The sequence below is a fragment of the Polynucleobacter sp. JS-JIR-5-A7 genome (assembly GCF_018687935.1).
Classification (GTDB): domain Bacteria; phylum Pseudomonadota; class Gammaproteobacteria; order Burkholderiales; family Burkholderiaceae; genus Polynucleobacter.
Map to the genome: position 1 here is coordinate 191,883 of NZ_CP061308.1, position 21,950 is coordinate 213,832.

Annotated in this window: 18 protein-coding genes and 1 pseudogene; 11 read left to right on the top strand and 8 right to left on the bottom strand. The window is 46.2% G+C overall.

The features are described from left to right. Positions 1-26: 26 nt before the first annotated feature. Positions 27-1,775: a proline--tRNA ligase gene (locus AOC29_RS01060; protein ID WP_215296227.1), complete on the top strand. Its 1,749-nt coding sequence runs from the start codon at positions 27-29 to the stop codon at positions 1,773-1,775. An 8-nt stretch (positions 1,776-1,783) separates the two neighbouring features. On the opposite strand, the gene ffh is transcribed toward AOC29_RS01060, so the two are convergent. Further along, positions 1,784-3,166: a signal recognition particle protein gene (gene ffh, locus AOC29_RS01065; protein WP_215296228.1), complete on the bottom strand. Its 1,383-nt coding sequence runs from the start codon at positions 3,164-3,166 to the stop codon at positions 1,784-1,786. A 17-nt stretch (positions 3,167-3,183) separates the two neighbouring features. On the opposite strand from ffh, the gene AOC29_RS01070 reads away from it, so the two are divergent. The 5 genes from AOC29_RS01070 (at position 3,184) to AOC29_RS01090 (ending at position 9,918) form a co-directional block, all read left to right on the top strand. Continuing rightward, the gene (locus tag AOC29_RS01070; protein ID WP_251370026.1) at positions 3,184-4,038 is read left to right on the top strand and encodes an inner membrane protein YpjD; all 855 of its coding nucleotides are present in this window, start codon (positions 3,184-3,186) and stop codon (positions 4,036-4,038) included. Between the two features lie 3 nt (positions 4,039-4,041). Continuing rightward, on the top strand, positions 4,042-4,860 hold the full coding sequence (ampD, locus tag AOC29_RS01075) for a 1,6-anhydro-N-acetylmuramyl-L-alanine amidase AmpD (RefSeq protein ID WP_256441762.1): 819 nt from the start codon (positions 4,042-4,044) through the stop codon (positions 4,858-4,860). A 330-nt stretch (positions 4,861-5,190) separates the two neighbouring features. Continuing rightward, positions 5,191-8,118 carry a ribonucleoside-diphosphate reductase subunit alpha gene (locus AOC29_RS01080; protein WP_371819545.1) on the top strand — a complete coding sequence of 976 codons (2,928 nt, stop codon included), beginning with the start codon at positions 5,191-5,193 and terminating at the stop codon, positions 8,116-8,118. Positions 8,119-8,163: 45 nt separating this feature from the next. After that, positions 8,164-9,345 carry a ribonucleotide-diphosphate reductase subunit beta gene (locus AOC29_RS01085; RefSeq protein ID WP_215296230.1) on the top strand — a complete coding sequence of 394 codons (1,182 nt, stop codon included), beginning with the start codon at positions 8,164-8,166 and terminating at the stop codon, positions 9,343-9,345. A 333-nt stretch (positions 9,346-9,678) separates the two neighbouring features. Further along, positions 9,679-9,918 (top strand): hypothetical protein, encoded by a 240-nt coding sequence (locus AOC29_RS01090; RefSeq protein ID WP_251370122.1) that lies wholly within the window; start codon positions 9,679-9,681, stop codon positions 9,916-9,918. A gap of 205 nt (positions 9,919-10,123) precedes the next feature. Here AOC29_RS01090 and AOC29_RS01095 read toward each other — a convergent pair whose 3' ends face one another. From AOC29_RS01095 to AOC29_RS01120, 7 genes and pseudogenes are all read right to left on the bottom strand, one after another. After that, positions 10,124-11,083 carry a carbohydrate kinase family protein gene (locus AOC29_RS01095; RefSeq protein ID WP_215296231.1) on the bottom strand — a complete coding sequence of 320 codons (960 nt, stop codon included), beginning with the start codon at positions 11,081-11,083 and terminating at the stop codon, positions 10,124-10,126. A 49-nt stretch (positions 11,084-11,132) separates the two neighbouring features. Next, positions 11,133-11,702 (bottom strand): DUF3426 domain-containing protein, encoded by a 570-nt coding sequence (locus AOC29_RS11300; protein ID WP_251370084.1) that lies wholly within the window; start codon positions 11,700-11,702, stop codon positions 11,133-11,135. A 60-nt stretch (positions 11,703-11,762) separates the two neighbouring features. Continuing rightward, a pseudogene (gene prmA / locus AOC29_RS11305) lies at positions 11,763-12,680 on the bottom strand (50S ribosomal protein L11 methyltransferase); the annotation flags it as partial. Positions 12,681-12,707: 27 nt separating this feature from the next. After that, positions 12,708-14,072: an acetyl-CoA carboxylase biotin carboxylase subunit gene (gene accC, locus AOC29_RS01105; protein WP_215296233.1), complete on the bottom strand. Its 1,365-nt coding sequence runs from the start codon at positions 14,070-14,072 to the stop codon at positions 12,708-12,710. Between the two features lie 47 nt (positions 14,073-14,119). Continuing rightward, on the bottom strand, positions 14,120-14,581 hold the full coding sequence (gene accB / locus AOC29_RS01110; RefSeq protein ID WP_215296234.1) for an acetyl-CoA carboxylase biotin carboxyl carrier protein: 462 nt from the start codon (positions 14,579-14,581) through the stop codon (positions 14,120-14,122). Between the two features lie 35 nt (positions 14,582-14,616). Beyond that, the gene (gene aroQ / locus AOC29_RS01115; RefSeq protein WP_215296235.1) at positions 14,617-15,066 is read right to left on the bottom strand and encodes a type II 3-dehydroquinate dehydratase; all 450 of its coding nucleotides are present in this window, start codon (positions 15,064-15,066) and stop codon (positions 14,617-14,619) included. A gap of 259 nt (positions 15,067-15,325) precedes the next feature. Then, entirely contained in the window at positions 15,326-15,853 is a 528-nt protein-coding gene (locus AOC29_RS01120) for a TlpA disulfide reductase family protein (RefSeq protein ID WP_215296236.1), read from the bottom strand. Positions 15,854-15,879: 26 nt separating this feature from the next. Here AOC29_RS01120 and mpl point away from each other — a divergent pair, with 26 nt between their 5' ends. Genes mpl through aroE form a run of 5 tightly spaced genes read left to right on the top strand, consistent with a single transcriptional unit; the run spans position 15,880 to position 21,922 of the window. Continuing rightward, positions 15,880-17,277, top strand: a complete 1,398-nt coding sequence (gene mpl, locus AOC29_RS01125) for a UDP-N-acetylmuramate:L-alanyl-gamma-D-glutamyl-meso-diaminopimelate ligase (protein ID WP_215296237.1) — start codon at positions 15,880-15,882, stop codon at positions 17,275-17,277. Positions 17,278-17,320: 43 nt separating this feature from the next. Beyond that, a complete protein-coding gene (gene fabG / locus AOC29_RS01130) occupies positions 17,321-18,055 on the top strand; it encodes a 3-oxoacyl-ACP reductase FabG (RefSeq protein ID WP_215296238.1) in 735 nt (244 codons plus the stop codon). Between the two features lie 2 nt (positions 18,056-18,057). Beyond that, the gene (locus AOC29_RS01135) at positions 18,058-20,094 is read left to right on the top strand and encodes a ribonuclease catalytic domain-containing protein (RefSeq protein ID WP_215296239.1); all 2,037 of its coding nucleotides are present in this window, start codon (positions 18,058-18,060) and stop codon (positions 20,092-20,094) included. Then, a complete protein-coding gene (locus AOC29_RS01140; protein ID WP_215296240.1) occupies positions 20,078-20,965 on the top strand; it encodes an energy transducer TonB in 888 nt (295 codons plus the stop codon). The genes AOC29_RS01135 and AOC29_RS01140 overlap by 17 nt, the downstream gene beginning before the upstream one ends. 51 nt (positions 20,966-21,016) lie before the next feature. Beyond that, positions 21,017-21,922: a shikimate dehydrogenase gene (gene aroE, locus AOC29_RS01145; protein WP_215296241.1), complete on the top strand. Its 906-nt coding sequence runs from the start codon at positions 21,017-21,019 to the stop codon at positions 21,920-21,922. The last annotated feature ends 28 nt before the right edge of the window (positions 21,923-21,950 follow it).

Genomic DNA, 21,950 nt, shown 5'->3' on the forward strand with positions numbered 1-21,950 from the left:
AATCAATGATTTGATTATATCCATACATGAAAGCATCACAATCATTTCTCGCCACGCTAAAAGAAGCCCCCTCTGACGCTGAGGTGGTTTCGCATAAGCTCATGGTGCGAGCGGGTTTAATTCGTAAGCTGAGTGCCGGTATTTACAACTACTTGCCGCTGGGATTAAAAGTGATCCGCAAGGTTGAAAATATCATTCGCGAAGAAATGAATCGTGCTGGCGCAATCGAATTACTAATGCCAATGATTCAGCCTGCTGAATTATGGCAAGAGACTGGTCGATGGGAAAAGATGGGGTCTGAGTTACTCCGCATTAAAGATCGTCATGATCGCGATTTTTTAATTCAGCCAACCTCGGAAGAAGTTATTACCGATTTAGCTCGCAACGAGATCAAGAGTTACAAGCAGTTACCAGTTAACTTCTATCAAATACAAACGAAGTTCCGGGATGAGCGTCGCCCACGTTTTGGAATCATGCGTGGTCGTGAGTTCAGTATGAAAGACGCTTACTCATTTGATCGAGATGCTGAAGGCTTAAAGAAGTCCTATCAAATCATGTTTGATGCTTATACCCGTATCTTTAAGCGAATGGGACTCAAGTTCCGTGCGGTGACAGCAGATAACGGCGCGATTGGTGGCTCCGGTAGCCAAGAGTTTCATGTGATTGCTGATACCGGTGAAGATGCGATTGTCTATTGCCCGAGTTCAGATTACGCAGCCAACCTAGAGGCTGCAGAATCCCTTGCATTGATAGCTCAACGTGCTGCTGCAAGTATTGCATTGAATAAGGTTCCTACACCTAATAAGAGTACGTGTGCTGATGTTGCCCAGTTTCTCAAGCTTCCATTAGAAAAGACGGTCAAGACTTTATTGTTTGCTGCTGATCAAGAAAAAGGTCCAGCCAAACTCTTTATGTTGTTAGTACGTGGGGACCATGAGCTTAATGAAGTGAAAGCAAGCAAGATTCCAGGGATGGCCGAATCTCGCTTTGCTACTGAAGCAGAAATTAAACAAGCTTGTAATGCACCTGCCGGCTACTTAGGTCCGGTTGGCGTGAGTGCTGATGTCACAGTGGTCGCAGATCGTACGGTTGCCAATATGGCTGACTTTGTATGTGGCGCAAACGAGGCTGGCCACCATTTAACTGGCGTGAACTGGGGCCGTGATTTACCAGAGCCACTCGTCTTGGATATTCGTAATGCGGCCATTGGCGATCCTTCGCCTGACGGTAAAGGTGTTGTTGATATCTGCCGCGGCATCGAAGTAGGCCACGTTTTCCAATTGGGCACTCGTTACTCAGAAGCAATGGGTTGTACATATCTTGATCAGCAAGGCAAAGCACAGCCGATGGTGATGGGCTGCTATGGTATTGGCGTGACGCGTTTACTTGGTGCGGCAATTGAACAAGGGCATGATGAGAAGGGCATTATTTGGCCATTCTCCATGGCGCCATTTGAGGTTGTCATTTGCCCAATGGGTTACGAAAAATCAGAAGCAGTAAAAGCAGCATGCGATCAATTGCATGATGAATTACTTGGGGCTGGTATCGATGTGATTTTGGATGATCGTAATGAGCGTCCGGGCGCGATGTTTGCTGACTGGGAATTGATTGGCGCGCCATTACGCGTTGTTATTGGTGATCGTGGCTTGGCAGATTCTCAAGTGGAATTCAAAGGGCGTACTGATGCGGAATCACAAAATATCCCGCTAGCGCAAATCAAAGAGAAAGTGATTACTGCGGTTCAAGCGGCAAAGAGTTTAGTTAATTCACATTAGTTAGCGATTTATTTTTTGAAGAGCCCGCCAATACCCTTGGCGGCGCCTTTAGCAGCCATCGTTGCCATGGTGCGCGCCATCTTCCCGCCTTTGAATTGCTTCATCATGGTTTGCATTTGCTCAAACTGAGCAAGTAGACGGTTTACTTCTTGCACCTCTACGCCAGCACCTGCAGCAATGCGCCGTTTGCGACTCGCTTTGAGTAACTCAGGTTTACTGCGCTCACGCGGAGTCATGCTGTCGATGATTCCACGCATCCGCTTGGTTTGTTTATCGGCGTTACTCAGATTGGTTTTGGTTGCCGCTTGAGCTACTTGGCTTGGTAGTTTATCCATCAAGCTAGCCATACCACCCATCTTTTGCATTTGCAGAAGTTGATCACGAAAATCCTCGAGATCAAAACCGCCTTTAGAAATCTTGCTAGCTAATTTTTCTGCTTTAGCAACATCCACGTATTGCTGGGCTTGCTCAACCAAGGCCAGGATATCGCCCATACCAAGGATGCGGTTAGCCATCCGCTCAGCATCAAAGGCTTCTAGGCCATCCATCTTTTCTGCCACCCCAATAAATTTGAGTGGCACACCAGTCACCTGACGAACAGAGAGAGCTGCACCGCCGCGTGAGTCACCATCTAACTTAGTGAGGATGACACCGGTAAGTGGCAGCGCTTCATGGAATGCTTTAGCAGTATTGACGGCATCTTGACCAAGCATGGCATCCACCACAAATAAGGTCTCGATCGGATGTAAGCTCGCATGCAAAGTTTTGATTTCTTGCATGAGTGACTCATCAATGCCCAGGCGTCCTGCTGTATCAACAATGACTACGTCAAAATAATGACGGCGTGCCCAATCGAGTGCAGCAGTTGCAATTTCATTTGGTTTTTGATTGATATTGCTGGAGAAAAATTCTGCGCCAACTTGTTTGGTAACCGTTTCTAACTGTTCGATAGCAGCAGGGCGGTATACGTCGCAAGAAACGGTGAGAACTTTCTTTTTCTTTTTTTCTTGGAGCCATTTGGCTAGCTTACCGACGGAGGTAGTCTTACCAGCACCCTGCAAGCCTGCCATCAAAATCACGGCGGGCGGTTGAGTGGCTAAATTGAGTTCACCACTTTGCTGAACATCGCCCCTCATGACTTGGGCCAGCTCGCGCTGAACTACGCCAACGAGCGCCTGACCAGGGCTGAGGCTTCCAACCACTTCCTCGCCAAGGGCTTTAAATTTAATTTGTTCCAGGAGAGATTTGACAACGGGGAGGGCTACGTCGGCTTCTAATAAGGCCAAACGGATCTCCCGCAGCATATCTGCAGTGTTTTCTTCCGTTAGGCGGGCTTGACCCCGCATGGTTTTAACAACGCGAGATAGGCGGTCGGTAAGGTTTTGTAGCATTTATCGATTAGACTTTGATGATGAACATTTTAGATTACTTAAGCCTCGACGCCCTTATCCCCCTGTGCTATTTGATTCTGTTGATCTTTTTGGGCTTAAGGTCCAAGAAAAGAGAGAGCCAATCCTCCCAGTCATCTTTACTGGTAAGAGCGCTGATATTTGCATTGCTGGTAGTGCATGGTATTCAGATTCATGAATCCGTTTTCACGCCAGAAGGCTTTGTATTTGGCTTTGCCCAAGATTTATCCCTGACTGCCTGGGTAGGCTTGGCATTTTATTGGTTCCAATCTTGGTTCTTACCAATCGCCAGTTTGCTCTGGATGTCGGTTTTATTTGCTTTATTTTGTTCCTTGCTGCCACTCTTTTTCCCAGGTACCTTGATTTCTCCAGAGGCTGTTTCAGATCCTTGGTTTAAGGCGCACTTTATTGTGGCAACTGTTTCTGTGGGCTTATTAAGTTTGGCGGCAATGCAAGCAATGTTAATGAGTGCCTATGACCGCGCCTTACATCAACAGCTTGGGATTCTGCCCAATAGCCGCGTGGCTTTTTGGCTGGATGATCTACCACCTTTGATGACTATTGAGAGTCTCTTATTTAACCTGTTGTATGTTGGTTTTGGTCTGCTGACGCTCACTGTATTTTCGGGCCTATTATTTTCTCAAGCATTGTTTGGTAAACCCTTTGTTTGGGACCACAAAACAATTTTTGCCGTAGTGTCTTGGCTTCTATTTGCTGGATTAATTATTGCCCGTTGGAGAGTCGGGCTCAGAGGTAGACTCGCAATTCGTTTAGTCTTGAGTGCCTATGTTGCCCTATTACTCGCTTATGTTGGTAGCCGTTTTGTATTGGAAGTGATTCTTCAGCGAGCATGATCCTTGTTTAAGTGGCTTCTTTTATTTGCTGGCGCATATCTTTTTTATCTCTGGATAAAGGGTAAAAAGCAAATCAAGGCAAATCAAGCAGCTGCCGCGAACCCTAAGCCAGATAAAGCTCACAAGACCTTTGAGCCCGAGATCATGGTGCCTTGTCAGCATTGCAAAGTACACCTTCCAAAATCTGAAGCAATCGTTCATGAGCAACGTTTTTATTGCTCTCATGAGCATCTCAATTCACTGGATGAAGAGGGGTGGATTGGTTCTGCTCACTGGCGTACTTCACCGCATCAAGATGTGAGACCAGACAGCACACAACCAGATCTTGTGGTCATGCATCACATTAGTTTGCCGCCGGGACAATTTAAATCCCAAGACTGTAGCTCTTACATTGTGGATTTTTTCCAAAATAAGCTTGATCCAAATGTGCATCCTTATTTTGCGGAAATTGCCGAGCAAAAAGTGTCTAGCCACTTTCTGATTACCCGCTCTGGTGAGTTGATTCAGTTTGTTTCAACCCGAAACAAGGCTTGGCATGCTGGGGTCTCTTCATTTTTGGGTAGGGAAAAGTGCAACGACTTTTCTATTGGCATTGAGTTGGAGGGCGATGGGGATACGCCCTTTGAAGAAGTTCAGTACAAAACTTTGGCAGGCCTAATAAAAAAATTAGAAGTAAGTTATCCCCATCTTCAATTTGCAGGACACAGCGATATCGCGCCCGATAGAAAAACCGATCCTGGAATCTTTTTTGATTGGAAAAAGTTCCAAAATGAGACAGGTGTCTCTACCAAAAACCTTCCTTATGGGATTGCTTCTCGCTAGTCTGTTTTAAGTATGTAAGCGTACGCTTACTTTTTTAGCCTTTGCCTAAAAGGGCTAAAAATCATGCACCAAATTGCCCCCAAGATCATTAGATTCCTTAGTAAAAATACTTATGAATTTTTGTTAGAAAAAGCTTACCAAAGGGTAAATATTTCCCTATACTTAGTATCCAATGCCCTTCAAGACACTAGATGTAGTGTTTGAATCCAGCAATACACCATTGTTTTTTAACGATATTTTGTCCAAATAACTATATAGAGACGTAGGAATAACATGACATACGCAAATCCACCGACGGCAGGTCAAACACCGGGAGCAAATAACCCAGGAATGAGTCCTGTGGGGGCGATTAATCAGACCCCTTCTGCTAGTTTTGTGGCTGGCGGTGTTGGTGGAGCCCAAGCTACCCAGTTGTCTGACTACAAAATTATTCGCCGTAATGGCTCAGTGGTAGCTTTTGAGCCATCTAAGATTGCGATTGCGGTAACTAAAGCATTTTTGGCGGTTAATGGTGGTCAGGGTGCGGCATCAGCACGCGTGCGCGAGCAAGTTGAGCAATTAACTCATGCCGTAGTGCGCGCTCTATTGCGTAGCCGTCCTAATGGCGGTACTTTCCACATTGAAGATATTCAAGACCAAGTTGAATTGGCTTTGATGCGTAGTGGTGAGCACAACGTTGCCCGTGCCTATGTTCTTTATCGCGAGAAGCGCAATCAAGAGCGTGCTGCTCAACAAGAAATCAATCAAGAAACGCAAGCGGCTCATCAAGCTGGTGAATCCGGCATTAAGGTGACTGATAACGGCGTTGAGAGGTATCTCGACATGGCAGCTTTGCGCACTGTGATTGAAGCTGCATGTGAAGGCCTGGGTAATCACATTGATGCAAGCCCAATCATTACTGAAACTATCAAGAACTTGTACGATGGCGTGCCGATGGCGCAAGTTTATGACTCCGCTATTTTGGCTTCACGTACCTTGATCGAAAAAGATCCTGCATATAGTCAAGTAACTGCACGCATTCTGATGCACGTGATCCGTAAGGAAATTTTTGGTAAGGAAGTATTGCAAGGCGATACCCAAGCTGAATACAGCACTTACTTTGCTAAGTACATCAACGAAGGTATCTCTGCAGAATTGTTAGACCCACGCATGCGTGATTTTGATTTGCCAAAATTGGCTACTGCATTGAACGCGAGCCGTGATTTGCAGTTCAACTACCTTGGTCTCCAGACTTTGTATGACCGCTATTTCTTGCACATTGAAGATCGTCGTATTGAAATGCCACAGGCTTTCTTCATGCGTGTTGCAATGGGCTTGGCAATGAATGAGTTGGATCGCGAGCGTCGTGCGATTGAGTTCTATGAAATCCTCTCTACATTTGATTTCATGTCCAGCACACCAACTTTGTTTAATTCAGCAACGACTCGTCCACAGCTCTCTAGCTGCTATTTGACAACTGTTGAAGACGATCTTGATGGCATCTACGAAGCGTTGAAAGAAAATGCCTTGTTATCTAAGTTTGCTGGTGGCTTGGGTAATGATTGGACTAACGTCCGCGCCCTAGGAAGCCATATCAAAGGTACTAACGGTAAATCGCAAGGTGTTGTGCCATTCCTCAAAGTGGTGAATGACACTGCAGTTGCTGTGAACCAAGGCGGTAAGCGTAAGGGTGCAGTTTGCGCCTACTTAGAAACATGGCACTTGGATATTGAAGAGTTCTTAGAATTGCGTAAGAACACTGGTGATGACCGTCGTCGTACCCACGACATGAATACTTCTAACTGGATTCCTGACTTGTTCATGAAGCGTGTCATGGAAAACGGTGACTGGACTCTGTTCTCACCTTCTAATACTCCAGATTTGCATGATAAGTTTGGCAAGGCGTTTGAAGAGGCTTATGTTGCCTATGAGCAAAAAGCAGATCGTGGTGAGTTAAAGCCATTCCGCAGAATTCCAGCGCAACAATTGTGGCGCAAGATGCTTGGTATGTTGTTTGAAACTGGTCACCCATGGATCACTTTCAAAGATCCTTGCAACATCCGTAGCCCACAGCAACATATTGGCGTGGTTCACTCATCTAACCTGTGTACTGAAATTACTCTCAATACCAATGAGGATGAGATTGCAGTTTGTAACTTGGGTTCTGTGAACTTAACTGCGCACATGACTACCGATGCAAGCGGTAAATTGGTCTTAGATCACGAGAAGCTCCAGAAAACTGTGCGCACTGCAATGCGCATGCTCGATAACGTGATCGATATTAACTACTACGCGGTTGCTAAGGCGCGTAATTCCAATCTGAAGCACCGTCCGGTTGGCATGGGCATTATGGGTTTCCAGGATTGCTTGCATATGCAACGTATTCCTTACGCTAGCGATGCAGCAGTGAAGTTTGCTGATTCCTCTATGGAAGCAGTGTGCTACTACGCTTATCAAGCTTCTTGTGAGTTGGCTGAAGAGCGCGGTGTTTATAGCACCTATAAAGGCTCTTTATGGGATCGTGGCATCCTCCCACAAGATTCAGTGGCCTTATTGGCAGCTGAGCGCGGTGGTTATGTAGAAGTGGATAACTCATCCACTATGGATTGGAGCGGTTTGCGTGCCCGTATCAAACAACACGGTATGCGTAACTCCAATTGCGTGGCTATTGCGCCTACGGCAACGATCTCCAACATCATTGGTGTTTCTGCTTGTATCGAGCCAACCTTCCAGAACTTGTTTGTGAAGTCCAACTTATCTGGTGAGTTTACGGTGGTAAACGAGTACTTGGTGCGGGATTTGAAGGATCGCGGTCTTTGGGATGAAGTGATGATTGCCGACTTGAAGTACTTTGATGGCACTTTATCGAAGATCGATCGTATTCCACAAGATTTGCGTGATCTGTATGCGACCGCCTTTGAAGTCGAGCCAAGTTGGTTGGTTGAGGCGGCTTCCCGTCGTCAAAAATGGATTGACCAGGCTCAGTCATTGAATATCTACATGGGCGGTGCATCTGGTAAGAAATTGGACGATACCTATAAGCTGGCTTGGTTGCGTGGTCTAAAGACCACTTATTACCTCCGCACGATGGCCGCAACCCACGTCGAGAAATCAACCGTGGCTAGTGGTCAATTGAACTCAGTATCGAGTGGTGGTGGCGTAAATGGAACTGATGCGACAGCTGCTGCAAATGCAACTGGTGCAGTAGAGGCTGATGGCCCAGTTTGCACAATGCGCCCAGGCGATGCTGGCTTTGAAGAATGTGAAGCATGCCAATAAGCCATTTGCTGATTGGTCAGGAATAGAAGAATTTAGGAGAAAGTTATGTTGAATTGGGAAGAGGAAGTTGCTCCAGCACTAGCGAAAGCTGGTCTTGCACCGCAGCCGGTTGCAGTGGAGCCACAACGCCCACAGCCAGATCAAGTAGCAATGGCAGCGCCTCAGGTAAGTACGCCTGCACCAGCCGTCTCATTGGCTGGTGGTGCAGCCTTGCGTGTTAATGCTGCTGATAAGCGTGTGATTAATGCTAAGACTGACGTTAATCAGCTGGTGCCATTTAAGTACAAATGGGCTTGGGAGAAATACTTGGCTGGTTGTGCAAATCACTGGATGCCACAAGAGATCAATATGAACCGCGATATCGCGCTCTGGAAAGATCCGAATGGCCTTACAGAAGATGAGCGTCGCATTATTAAGCGCAATCTGGGTTTCTTTACAACTGCCGATTCTTTAGCGGCTAATAATATTGTTTTGGGTACCTATCGCCACATTACTGCTCCAGAATGCCGCCAATACTTATTGCGTCAGGCTTTTGAAGAAGCAATTCATACCCATGCATACCAATATATTGTGGAATCTTTAGGTTTAGATCAGTCCGAAATCTTCAACGCGTATCACGAGATTGACTCGATTCGCGCTAAAGATGAGTTCTTAATTCCGTTTATTGATGTCTTAACTGATCCAAATTTTAAGACTGGCACATTAGAAAACGATCAAAAGTTACTCCGTTCACTCATTGTTTTTGCTTGCGTAATGGAAGGTTTGTTCTTTTATGTTGGTTTTACGCAAATACTTGCAATGGGTCGTCAAAACAAAATGACGGGTGCTGCTGAGCAGTATCAATACATCCTTCGTGATGAGTCTATGCACTGCAATTTTGGTATTGATTTGATTAACCAAATCAAGCTGGAGAACCCGCAGTTATGGACTTCTGCGTTCAAAGATGAGATCAAATCCATCTTTGAAAAAGCAGTCGAATTAGAGTACCGTTATGCCGAAGATACGATGCCTCGTGGAGTGCTCGGATTGAACGCTCCGATGTTCAAAGGGTACTTAAGATACATTTGTAATCGCAGATGTTTGCAAATAGGACTTGACGCGATGTTCCCAAATGAAGAGAATCCATTTCCATGGATGTCAGAAATGATTGATCTGAAAAAAGAACGAAACTTTTTTGAGACACGCGTTATTGAGTATCAAACCGGTGGTGCGCTGAGTTGGGAGTAGTTGGCAGTAAGTAAGCGCACAACTGGCTAAATAGGAGATTAGACGGTTGGATAGTTTAAGAAGTCAGCAGAAACAGACTCAAATCCGCAAACCCTTACTCAAGGGTGCCAGAGCTATTCTCTCCATTTTTTCCAGCACATTTAAGAAGCCGTTGTCCCTTGGGGCCACGGCTTTTTTTCCAGGATTCATTAGCGTGCAGCACTTAGCATCAAGCCGCGCGCCGATGAATGGCTCGCTCGCCAATTCCAAAAGGTTGCAAAACCAGGCGGAAATGAGTGGTCGGGTCTTCTTAATCGGTAGTTTGAACTAATCCTCACGTGAAGGAGTATGACTATGGCAATCGCCAAGAAAAAACCTGCTGCAAAGAAACCAGCTGCTAAGAAAAAAGTAGCTGCTAAGAAACCAGCCGCTAAAAAAGTAGCTAAAAAGAAGCCAGCCGCTAAAAAGCGTCCAGCCGCTAAAAAGAAGCCAGCCGCTAAAAAGCGTCCAGCTGCTAAAAAAGCTGCCGCAAAGAAGAAGCCAGCTGCTAAGAAGCGTCCAGCTGCAAAAAAGCGCGTAGCAAAAAAAAAGTAAGTAAGCCTGCTGCGAAGAAAGCGGGCTCTGCTGTAAAAAAGCCCGTGGCTAAGAAAGCTGCACCAGCGACTAGTGCGTTGAATCCTGCTGCTGCTTGGCCCTTCCCAACTGGCACACGTCCTTAATCAGACGGGTGTTATTAAAAGGGGTCTCTCACGAGACCCCTTTTTTATTGACTATAGGCTTTGATTATTTTGAATCAAGGTTAAAAGCTAAAGCCAAATGCTGCTTTAAATTGGTCTGCGATCTCTGCTTTGCTGAGTTGATGATTTTGTGGTCCTTGATGGGTAATCTTGATCGAACCCATTAGGCTGGCCAAGCGACCAGTGGTTTCCCAATCCATTTCATTCTCAAGACCAAACAAGAGTCCGCCACGAAATGCGTCGCCGCATCCAGTGGGGTCGACTACTTTTCCTGCCGGTACTGGAGGAATCGAGATACATTTGCCTTCGGTATAAATATCAGCACCTTCTGCACCCTTGGTCACGATCAGTGCTTTGACACGCTCAGCAACCTTTGACAAGCTCAAGCCAGTTCGCTGCGAAAGCATTTCGCCTTCATAGTCGTTAACCGCTAAATAGCTGGCGATATCAACTAGCTCTAAGAGCTCTGGCCCGTTAAACATTGGCAATCCTTGACCGGGATCGAAGACAAACGGAATATTGGCTTCTGCTAATTGATGGCAGTGTTCCCACATTCCTTGGCGACCATCAGGCGCAACGATGCCGAATTTAGCTGCCCCTTTGGAGTTTTTGCTTCTTTCGGTGATTACTGCAGAAACTAGATTAAGGTGCGACTCGTCCATCGCGCCTGGATGGAATGCCGTGATTTGGTTATTGGCTTGATCAGTGGTGATCATTGCTTGTGCCGTAAATGCATTTTCAATTTGGCGAATATGGCTCGCATCAATATTCAGTTGCTTTAAGCGGCTCATGTAGGGCGCTGCATCGCCACCAACAGTTGCCATGATGATGGGATCTCCTCCCAAAAGGCTGAGGTTGTAGGCAATATTGCCTGCACAACCACCAAATTCTCGGCGCATGGTTGGTACTAAAAAGGCCACATTCAAGATGTGGATCTGCTCAGGGAGAATTTGATCGGCAAATTTGCCTTCAAAGTTCATGATGGTGTCGTAAGCGATAGAGCCGCAGATCAAGCTAGCCATAAATTACTTTCTGTAATGGGTAAGGTAATAAAAAATGAATAAAAGGAGATTATTCAGGATAAAGAATACGTACTCGATACCCAGCAGTAGTCGGCGGCAGGATAATCGGCAGTTCTGCTTGAATCATTTCTCCAGCAGGTGCACCAATTTTCAAAAAATCAGGATGAGATTCTTGCCAAGATAGTGGTAACCATTCATTTGGGCTGAACCGAATTGATTTCAACTCAGATTCTTCTGCATCAGTGAGAGAAATTTCTAAATTTGGCAACAAAATTGGAATTGCGAGTCGATTTTGTATTTCAATTTGTAATATTGATTGATTTAGGGCGTTTTTAAGGCCCTCTCCCGCGTTTTCTGGGGTTAGTGCGGCAGAAGTTATTTTCCATGCAGCAAAATCGCTTACAGGGCGATTAAAGCACTTCAGTGCGCTACACAATTTCTCATCAATCTGCTGCAATATCGAAAATGCGCCAACTGAAAATGAATTTGATGAGCCATCTACTCTTGGTGCTAGTAAAGGTAGCAGAGAATTCCTAGATAAATGCTCGCCAAAAATGAGGAGCAAAGTCAAAAGGCAAACTAAAAGGATCCGCTTAAGACTTTTTTTTTGACTAGGCACTGCAAAAGGAGCTACAGCATCGGGAATGGATTTAGTACTTTGTTTGTCTTGCTCGAGGATTCCTTGCAAGCATACCCAGCCTTCACTTTCCTTCCAAATGGCAAGTTTGAGCCATTGACTATAGGTCGCAATTACCTCATCCGCTTGTCGCGCCAGCACGCCAGACAAAATGATATGTCCGCCGGCACGCATTTTATTGACCAGAGCGGGGGCAAGCACTTGCAAGGGATTGGCCAAGATATTGGCCATCACGATATCGTATTTCGTTTCTGCCGCTAGCTCTGGTGCGCCTTCGGTTGGTAAAACAAAGCCAATAACCGTATTGTTAATTTCTGCATTGCTACGCGCCGCAATCATGGATTGGGGATCTATATCCGTACCAACAACTGGATTGCAACCCAGTTTTGCGGCTGCAATCGCCAAAATCCCAGATCCACAACCATAATCAAGCAAACTCTGGTTCTTTAAATTGGAGTGCTCCTCAAGCCAAAGTAAGCACAGGTGTGTTGTGGGGTGGCTACCAGTTCCGAAGGCAAGTCCAGGATCTACTGCTAAACAAATTGCATCGGGATCAGTTGGAGCTTCATGCCATGAGGGTACAACCCAGATACGTTTTCCAATTTGGATCGGTGTAAATTGGCTTTGCGTCAGTCGGACCCAATCTTGCTCTTCAATGGTTTTTTCTTGGGGCGGGGCTAATGCAAAGCCTGCTTCATTTAGAGTGGCGAGCAGTTCGGGAATGAATTCTGCTCTGTCTGAGTGATCAATCTCAGGGTTAAAAAGAGCGGTAACGGCAGATCTATCCCATGCTTGGACTTTGGGCGATAGGCCGGGCTCTCCGTAAAGGGGGTTCTCATCGTTCCCCCCTGCGGCTTCATCTTCTACAGTGACAGAGAGTGCTCCTAGTTCGAGTAAGGCATCGCCTAAGGGCTCGGCAGTTTCAGCGGCTACCGTGAATACCAGTTCACGATAAGACATGGAGTGCTCGCATGAATTTGGAGTGAATTAGGATTTACCGCGACTTGCAGCTTGCTCTTCTAAGCGATGCTCTAAGTAGTGAATGCTGGTACCACCTTCCATGAAGTTGGGATCAAGCATCAGTTCGCGGTGAAGCGGAACATTAGTAGTAATCCCATCAATCACCATCTCAGACAAGGCAATTTGCATGCGGCGAATCGCTTGCTCGCGAGTATTGCCGTAAGAAATTAACTTACCAATCATGGAATCGTAATTTGAGGGGACTACATAGCCACTATAGGCATGAGAATCTACGCGAATACCAGGACCGCCAGGCATATGGAATGAACCAATTTTCCCTGGACTTGGCGTGAACTTGAATGGGTCTTCTGCATTCAGACGGCATTCAATTGCATGGCCGCGGAACACAATATCTTTTTGGCGATAAGCCAATTTGAGACCAGCGGCAATTCGAATTTGTTCTTGAACGATATCTACACCAGTGATCATTTCTGTGACTGGATGTTCAACCTGAACGCGAGTATTCATCTCAATAAAGAAAAATTCACCGTTTTCATAGAGGAACTCAAAAGTTCCGGCACCACGATAGCCAATTTTTCTACAAGCTTCAGCACAACGTTCACCAATTTTGGCAATCAAGCGACGGTCAATGCCAGGAGCTGGTGCTTCTTCAATCACTTTTTGATGGCGACGTTGCATTGAGCAATCACGTTCACCTAACCAAATAGCATTGCCATGGGTGTCAGCCAGAATTTGAATCTCAACATGGCGAGGTTTTTCTAAAAACTTCTCCATATAGACTTCTGGATTACCGAATGCGCGCCCAGCTTCCTCGCGAGTCATATTGACAGCATTGATTAGCGCAGCTTCAGTATGGACAACACGCATACCGCGTCCACCACCTCCACCAGCAGCCTTAATGATGACTGGGTAACCCACTTTTTTAGCGGTAGCAATAATTTCTTTTGGATCATCTGGTAGCGCACCTTCAGAACCAGGTACGCAGGGTACACCGGCTTTAATCATGGCGCGCTTAGCCGAAACTTTGTCGCCCATCAAGCGAATCGAGGCAGCAGTAGGACCAATAAAGGCAAAACCAGATTTTTCAACACGCTCTGCAAAATCGGCATTTTCAGAGAGGAAGCCATATCCAGGGTGAATCGCTTCGGCATCAGTCACCTCTGCTGCAGAAATGATTGCAGGCATATTGAGATAACTTAGTGGCGAAGGTGCAGGCCCAATGCAGACCGCCTCATCAGCAAGCTTCACATACTTAGCTTCTTTATCTGCAGTGGAATAGACCACGACGGTTTTGATTCCCAACTCGCGGCATGCGCGTTGGATACGGAGAGCAATTTCTCCCCGATTGGCAATCAGAATCTTATCGAACATGTAGGCTCTGAGTTAGGTAATAAAGATTGGAAAGAAAGGCAGAGAAATTAAGCAATGACAAATAAGGGCTGATCAAACTCAACGCCCTGACCATTCTCACAAAGAATTTCTTTAATGACCCCCGCTTGTTCTGATTCGATTTCGTTAAGCAATTTCATCGCTTCAATGATGCACAGTGTTTGACCAACTTTAACAGTGTCACCAACGTTGACGAAGTTAGGCGATTCTGGATTTGGGGCGCGATAGAAAGTGCCCACCATGGGTGAGCGTGCAATAAACCCAGCTTCAGCTGCAGGCGCATCTAGAACGGGTGATGCAGCAGCTTCAGCAGCAGGCGCTGCTTGCATCGTGTGTGTCGGAGCGGGATTGGTATAAACCACGTGTCCAGTAGGAACTGCAGAGCCGGCATTCACAATGCGAACACGGTCTTCACCTTCGTTGACCTCTAATTCGGAAATGCCTGATTCAGAAACTAAGTCGATCAAGGTTTTGAGTTTTCTTAGATCCATATGAGTGAGTCCTCTCTTGAAATTCTTTAAATAGCTTATTTTTGTATGCGGGCGATCGCAGCTTGCAGGGCTAATTCGTAGCCAATAGCTCCAAGACCACAAATCACACCGGTAGCGATATCTGATAGATAAGAGTGTTTGCGGAACTCTTCTCTTTGGTGAATGTTTGATAGATGCACTTCGGTAAACGGAATGGCTACACCAGCTAAAACGTCACGTAAGGCAACGCTGGTATGGGTAAATGCACCAGGATTAATGATGATGAAATCCACGCCATCTTGTTTAGCCTTCTGAATGCGGTCAATTAACTCGCCTTCATGATTACTTTGGTAGCTACTTAGATCGACAGATTGGGCTTTTGCAAGATCCCCCAGCTTTTGGTGGATATCTTCCAGGGTAGTTTTCCCATAAACCTCAGGCTCACGGGTTCCCAATAGATTGAGGTTGGGGCCTTGAATAACCAGAATTGATGCTTTTTTAGACATAGATCCCTATTTTTAGAGGCAGTTAGATGTCAATGATTTAATTTGGCTTTAGGCCGCTAATCTGTAAGTTGAGCAACTTGATGCATCACCTGCTAAGGATGCGAGTATACCCTCTGGGGTCTTGAAAATGCCCAAAAATGCCTTTAGGAAGCAAATTTTTTACTGCTATTCAGAGTAAATATAAAAATGATGGGTGTAATTGCTTAATATTTAAGCAATTTTTAATGGAATACTGAGGGTTAAAAGTCTTTAAAAATCTTTATAACTCTGAATTAATGACTTTTCTGAGCTCTTCTTCGCTTATCTTCCCTAATTTACTATAAATAGACTTACCTTTTGAATTGATGATGACTGTGAAGGGTAGGGCGCCTTGGGTATTGCCCATTTGTTTGGAGAGATTACTACCCTCTAACCCACCAATCACAATGGGATAAGAAACAGGGGTTTTTTTAAGAAATTCGCGTATGTTAGATGGTGAATCAATGCCGATACCAACAATTAACACATTTTTAGTGGCATATTCTTGGGCAATTTTGTTTAAAGCAGGCATTTCTTCTACGCAAGGGGGGCACCAGGAGGCCCAAAAGTTCACAACGAGTACTTTTGCTCGCCAATTTTCAGAATTTGCCGATTTACCATCGGGTGTTTGCCAAGGGTTGCCAAAGAAAGCTTTGATAGATGGGTCGCTCGCCAAGCCTGTTTGCGAAATCCACTGAGATGAAAAGACTCCAGCAAGGAGCGCCAGAAGACTAATTCCGCCAATCATGATCCACTGTCTTCGATTCATTGCAACTCCTTCGCTAAAATTCGCTAATGCATATTCATATCTTGGGCATTTGCGGTACCTTCATGGGCGGCATTGCCGCAATCGCTCGGCAAGCCGGACATCGTGTAACGGGTTGTGATGCCAACGTGTATCCACCAATGAGCACACAGCTTGAAGCTCAAGGTATTGAGCTCATTGAGGGATTCTCGCCAGATCAATTATTGCAGTTTGAGACCATGCCCGATTTATTTGTGATTGGCAATGTCGTTTCTCGTGGCAATCCCTTAATGGAAGCCATTCTGAATCAAGGGCTGCCCTATATCTCTGGACCTCAATGGCTAGGGGAGCAAGTTTTATATGGCCGACATGTTTTAGCGGTAGCCGGTACGCATGGCAAGACGACTACATCAGCCATGCTCACTTGGATTTTGGAATTTAATGGCTACAAGCCTGGATATTTAATTGGTGGAGTGCCACTGAATTTCACAGTATCTGCACGCTTGGGTGAAAGTCAATATTTTGTAATAGAGGCCGATGAATATGACACTGCCTTTTTCGATAAGCGCAGTAAGTTTGTCCATTACAGGCCACGCACTGCTTTATTAAATAACTTAGAGTTTGATCATGCAGATATTTTTGCGGATCTTGTTGCTATCGAAACTCAGTTTCATCACTTAGTACGCACAGTGCCCAGTGATGGCTTATTGGTAGTCAATGGCGAGGAACCTGCGCTAGAGCGGGTTGTCACCCGCGGTGCTTGGTCGCCTGTAGAGCGTTTTGGACAGGATGCCGCTAACCAGTGGTCATTGATTTCACAAGAGGGTGATGGCTTTATTGTGCGTCAGTTAGGCAAAGAGGTGGCCACCGTGCAATGGGCTCCTGATTCGGGCGTGATGGGCAGACACAACCAACTCAACGCGCTTGCTGCAATTGCATCTGCCAATCACATTGGTATTTCACCAGCAGATTCTGCACGTGCCTTGGCGGCATTTAAAAACGTGAAGCGTCGTCTTGAAACGATTGGTGTTGCAAACGACATTACGGTGTATGACGACTTTGCGCATCATCCAACGGCGATCACCACCACGGTTGATGGTTTACGTCGTCGAGTGGGTAAGGCCCGCATCTTGGCGGTATTGGAGCCACGCTCGAATACGATGAAACTCGGTGTAATGAAGGCACAACTACCTAATAGCTTGCAGCAGGCTGATAAGGTCTTTGCTTATGGAGCCAGTAGTGGCAAGGAATCTTTGGGCTGGGATTTGGCAGAAGTCCTAGCCCCACTAAATACAAAAGAGGCTGGTAAAGCCCATGCCTTCGATGACCTTGGTGCATTAGTGAATGCAGTTGCCAAAGAAGCTAAACCAGGCGATTACATTCTAGTGATGAGTAATGGCGGCTTTGGTGGAGCGCATCAAAAAATATTAGAAGCCATATCTGTTTAATTTAACTTACCGCAACCTAATAAATAAATACTGAAAGCAAAATATGGGCAATCGATTAGAAGATAAGGTCGCCATTGTTACAGGCGCAGCAAAAGGGATTGGATTTGCAACGGCCCAGCGCTTTGCAGAAGCGGGTGCAAGAGTGATCGTTGCTGATATTAATCTTGCGGCAGTAAAGAGTGCTGCAGCCCAAATTCCTCATGCTGAGGCCTATGCAATGGATGTGACTGATCGTGCCAGCATTCAGGCGGTAGTTGATCAAGTCATCCAAAAACATGGCCGCATTGATATTTTGATTAATAATGCTGGTATTACGCAAGATGCACGTTTGATCAAGATGACTGAGGCGCAATTTGATACCGTGCTTGATGTCAACCTCAAGGGCGTATTCAACTGCACCCAATTGGTAGTGCCACACATGCTGGAAGCTGGTACTGGCGCGATTGTGAATGCTTCTAGCGTGGTCGGTTTGTATGGGAACTTTGGTCAAACTAATTATTCAGCGACAAAGTTTGGCGTGATTGGTTTTACCAAGACTTGGGCTCGTGAACTTGGTCCTAAAGGCATTCGAGTCAATGCAGTTTGTCCTGGATTTATTGCGACAGAAATGGTTAAAGCCATGCCAGAAAATATTCTGCAAGATATTGAGCGTCGCAGTTGGCTAGGTCGCTTGGGCACGCCTGAAGAAATGGCCAACGTATATCTATTCCTTGCCAGCGATGAAGCGAGTTACGTTAATGGAGTTGCATTAGAAGCTAGCGGTGGGATTTCCCTCTAAGCATGAATCTCTTATATGAAGAGGGTGGCGATATCAAAATTGCTGCCGTACAGTCTGCAACAGGAACAGGCGATGCTGAATCCTGGCAGGCGACCAGTCTTTCTGGCAAGAAGATCAAACTCAAGGCGAAAGAGGTTTGGTTGCGCTTTGAAAAGCCCGAGGCACAAGCTGCGATGGATGAAGCGCTCGTTTTATCTAAAGATATTGACTTGCAATTGCTCTGGGATTGCGCGCCTGAAGAAGAGTTTGGTCTGGTAGATGTTTCTCTTGAATATTTTGGCTCGCAAGCAACGATCCCTCAGCAAGTAGCATTAGCGATTGCCTTACAAGATGCCCCAGTATTTTTCCGTCGCAAAGGGCGAGGGCGCTTTCAAAGAGCGCCCCTTGAGCAATTGCAAGCAGGCTTAGCTGCACTGGAGCGCAAGCAAAAAGAGTTAGAGCAACAATCTGTTTGGCAACAAGATTTAGTCGCAGGCATATTCCCTGACACCTTGAAGTCTTCAGCTAAGCAACTACTGTTCTCCCCAGATAAGAATTCTTCAGCTTATAAGGCCCTCATAGCCGCATGCACAGAAACAGGTGAATCCCCGGCGCAGTTGATGATTCGTTGTGCTGCAATTGAATCTCCATTGGCCTATCACCAGGGAATGTTCTTGAAAGCCCATTTTCCAAATGGCGCTGCTCATCATGTCAATATCGGAGTTGATCAAGCAGCCTATGATGCGGCGATTGCAGAACTGCCTTTGGCCGAAGTAAATGCTTTCTCGATTGATGACTCAGGAACTACTGAGATTGATGATGCGCTTTCGGTAACAGAACTTGTAGAGGGTAGTCATCGCATCGGTATTCATATTGCAGCACCAGGTTTGGCGATTAGTAAAGATGATCCATTGGACCAAGTGGCTCGCAATCGTATGTCTACCGTTTATTTTCCGGGCAACAAAATTACGATGTTGCCTGATTCGGTCATTGAGCAATTCTCCCTGGATGCGGGCGCTCCTAGACCCGCGCTATCCATCTATGTAGATCTTGATGCGGATGGAATAGTAAACCGAGATACCCTGCAAATGCGGGCAGAGATGGTGCCGATGACTGCTAATCTTCGTCTAGAAGATGTGGAGCATTTGGTGAGCGAAGAGAGTTTGGTAGATGAAGGCGTTAGTTATCCCTATCGAAAAGAGTTAGCTATCTTGTGGCGTGCCGCAAAACTCTTGCATGCTGGTCGACAAGAAAAAAGAATTGCCAATGGTCTACGTGCTGAACAGTTGGGTGTGATTGATCCCAATGCTTTGGCAAGAGATTTTCATTTTCAAATTCAAGATGTGGATGGAGTTCAACGTGTAGAAATTATTCCGCGTCAGCGTGGTTCTATTCTCGATACGATCGTTGCAGAGTGGATGATCTTTTGCAATAGCGCATCTGGTCAATTGCTAGCGGATCATGGTTTGCCGGGTTTGTTCCGAACCCAAAAGGGTTGGGGACCATTGCGTACTCGTATGCAAACTACCCCAGGGCCTCATGAAGGCTTGGGGCTCGACTACTACGCATGGTGCACCTCTCCGCTACGTCGCTACTCCGATCTCGTCAATCAGTGGCAGTTAATCGCCTTAGCAAAACATGGGGTGACTGCGAAGATGATGGCACCATTTCCACCACGAGATGCGACTCTGATGGGAATCGCTGCAGACTTTGAATCTTGTTATCAGGCTTATGGCGAATTTCAAGATCGCCTAGAAAAGTATTGGTGCTTGCGTTGGATTGCGCAGGATGGAGATTCCAAAAACGTTTATGTACGTCACTTAAAAGAGGGGATGTCTAGGGTAGAACTAGTACCTCTACACTTACCTATCCCAGAGTTGGCAAGTCACCCCCGCATGACTCGTGCAGAAGTGGCGGTGGCTGATGTCGACTTGTTGCAATTAAGTGCTGCTGTGAGAGTACTAGAGATTGAAGCCAAAGCAGAGCCAGAAGTAAAGACTGTAGAAGAATTGACCGATGCATTGCCCGAGGATGCAGAAGAAGATGCCAGCCCAGATTAATCCTGTTCAGATTCCTCGCTCAGAAAAATTCAACCGAGCTGTGATCTTTTTTCAGAATACCTGGCGACGCTATCCTTTTCGACTCGCACTATGCGTATCACTCATTATTCATGCACTGTTTCTATCGTTTCGTTGGGGTATTGGTGAAATTCAAAATCGCCGACTCAATACGCCTTTGAGTGTTGTCCTCGTGAATGCCAGTAACAAGATGCCCCCAAAGCAGGCGAACAAATTGGCCCAGGCAGATCTACAGGGTGGCGGTAAGTCTGAAAATCAAGATGCCACAGCACTACATCGAGCCAGACTGGGAGCGGAGGCGCGTCTTGAGGTTTTAGAGAAGCAGCAAAAGCAGATGCTGGCCAAGTTAGACGAGCAGCGAGCTAAATCTGGTGGACGAAAAAGTGGGGATGAGCAAAAGATTGCCCCCCAACTTAATTCTCTAGAGGCAGAGTTGGCGAAGCAGTTGGAAGCGGATGGACGTGAGCCTCGCCGCAAGGTGCTCACCGGCGCTAATACTAGGGCAGTGACTTTTGCCCATTACTTTGATGCTATGCGCCAAAAGATTGAGGCTTACGGTAGTACATTTTTTCCGCGTGCCAATGGTCGACCGCTATATGGCAGCTTGATTATCGTTGTGAGTGTCGATTCTCAAGGCCGAATTACTACCAATGCGCAAGGTAAAGATGGGGTATCAATAGGGCGAAGCTCAGGTAATCCTGAATTGGATCGACAGGCCCTAGCCATTGTTCGTGCATCAGCCCCATTTGGCCCATTCCCTTCAGAAATGCGTAATCAAATTGATGTGCTCGATTGGATCTCCACCTTTGACTTTACTCGCGATGGGAATGATCTTCTGGAACTCAAACGTTAGTGCAGCACTCCTTATTCTTAAAATCGCAAATTCGCTTATTCTGTAGCCATCATGAGTTCAAACGCTTCCGTTGATTTGCATACCGATCCAAGTCTTCACCCGGGTCTAGATGTCTATGCGGTAGCGGGCAATCCAATAGGCCATAGTCAGTCGCCCGCCATTCACCAGCGCTTTGCAGAGCAAGCTAAACAAGCTATGCACTATGGCCGTTTACAGCCGGAGCTAGATGGTTTTGCTCAAGCTGCTAAAACATTCTTTTCTGCTGGCGGTAAGGGTATGAATGTCACCGTGCCATTTAAGTTAGATGCCCAAGCTTTTGCTGATCAATTAACTAGTCGAGCCCAGTTGGCTGGTGCAGTCAATACGCTATGGATTCAGGATGGCAAGATTTATGGTGACAATACTGATGGCGCTGGCTTAGTGCGCGACCTATTGGCGCAGGGTATCGCCATCCATGAGTCGCGTATTTTGCTTTTAGGTGCTGGTGGAGCAGCACGTGGAGTGATCGGGCCCTTATTGGAGCATTCACCTAAATGCTTAGTGATTGCTAATCGCTCAAGCATAAAGGCTGATGAATTGATCAAATTATTTGCCAACGTAGCTGCTTCAAAAGAGGTTGCCTTGGAAGCTCGCACATTAGCTCAATTAGAGAGTTCTGAAAAAACACCCTATCCATTTGACCTGGTGATTAATGCAACTGCTGCAGGACTAGCGGATGAGTCTCCTTTGAGCATTGCCGCTGTAGTAAACATCTTTACGCCAAGCTCATTTGCTTACGACATGGTCTACGGTAAAACAACGGCCTTTATGAAGCAAGCTTTACAGCGTGGGGCACGCATTAGCGATGGCCTTGGTATGTTGGTGGAGCAAGCTGCAGATGCATTCTTGTTATGGCGGGGGACCGATCTAGCAACACAAATTGATCCGCGAGCAGTGCTCGCTCAATTGCGTAGTTGATCAAATTTACTTGCAGTTAATTTCTCAC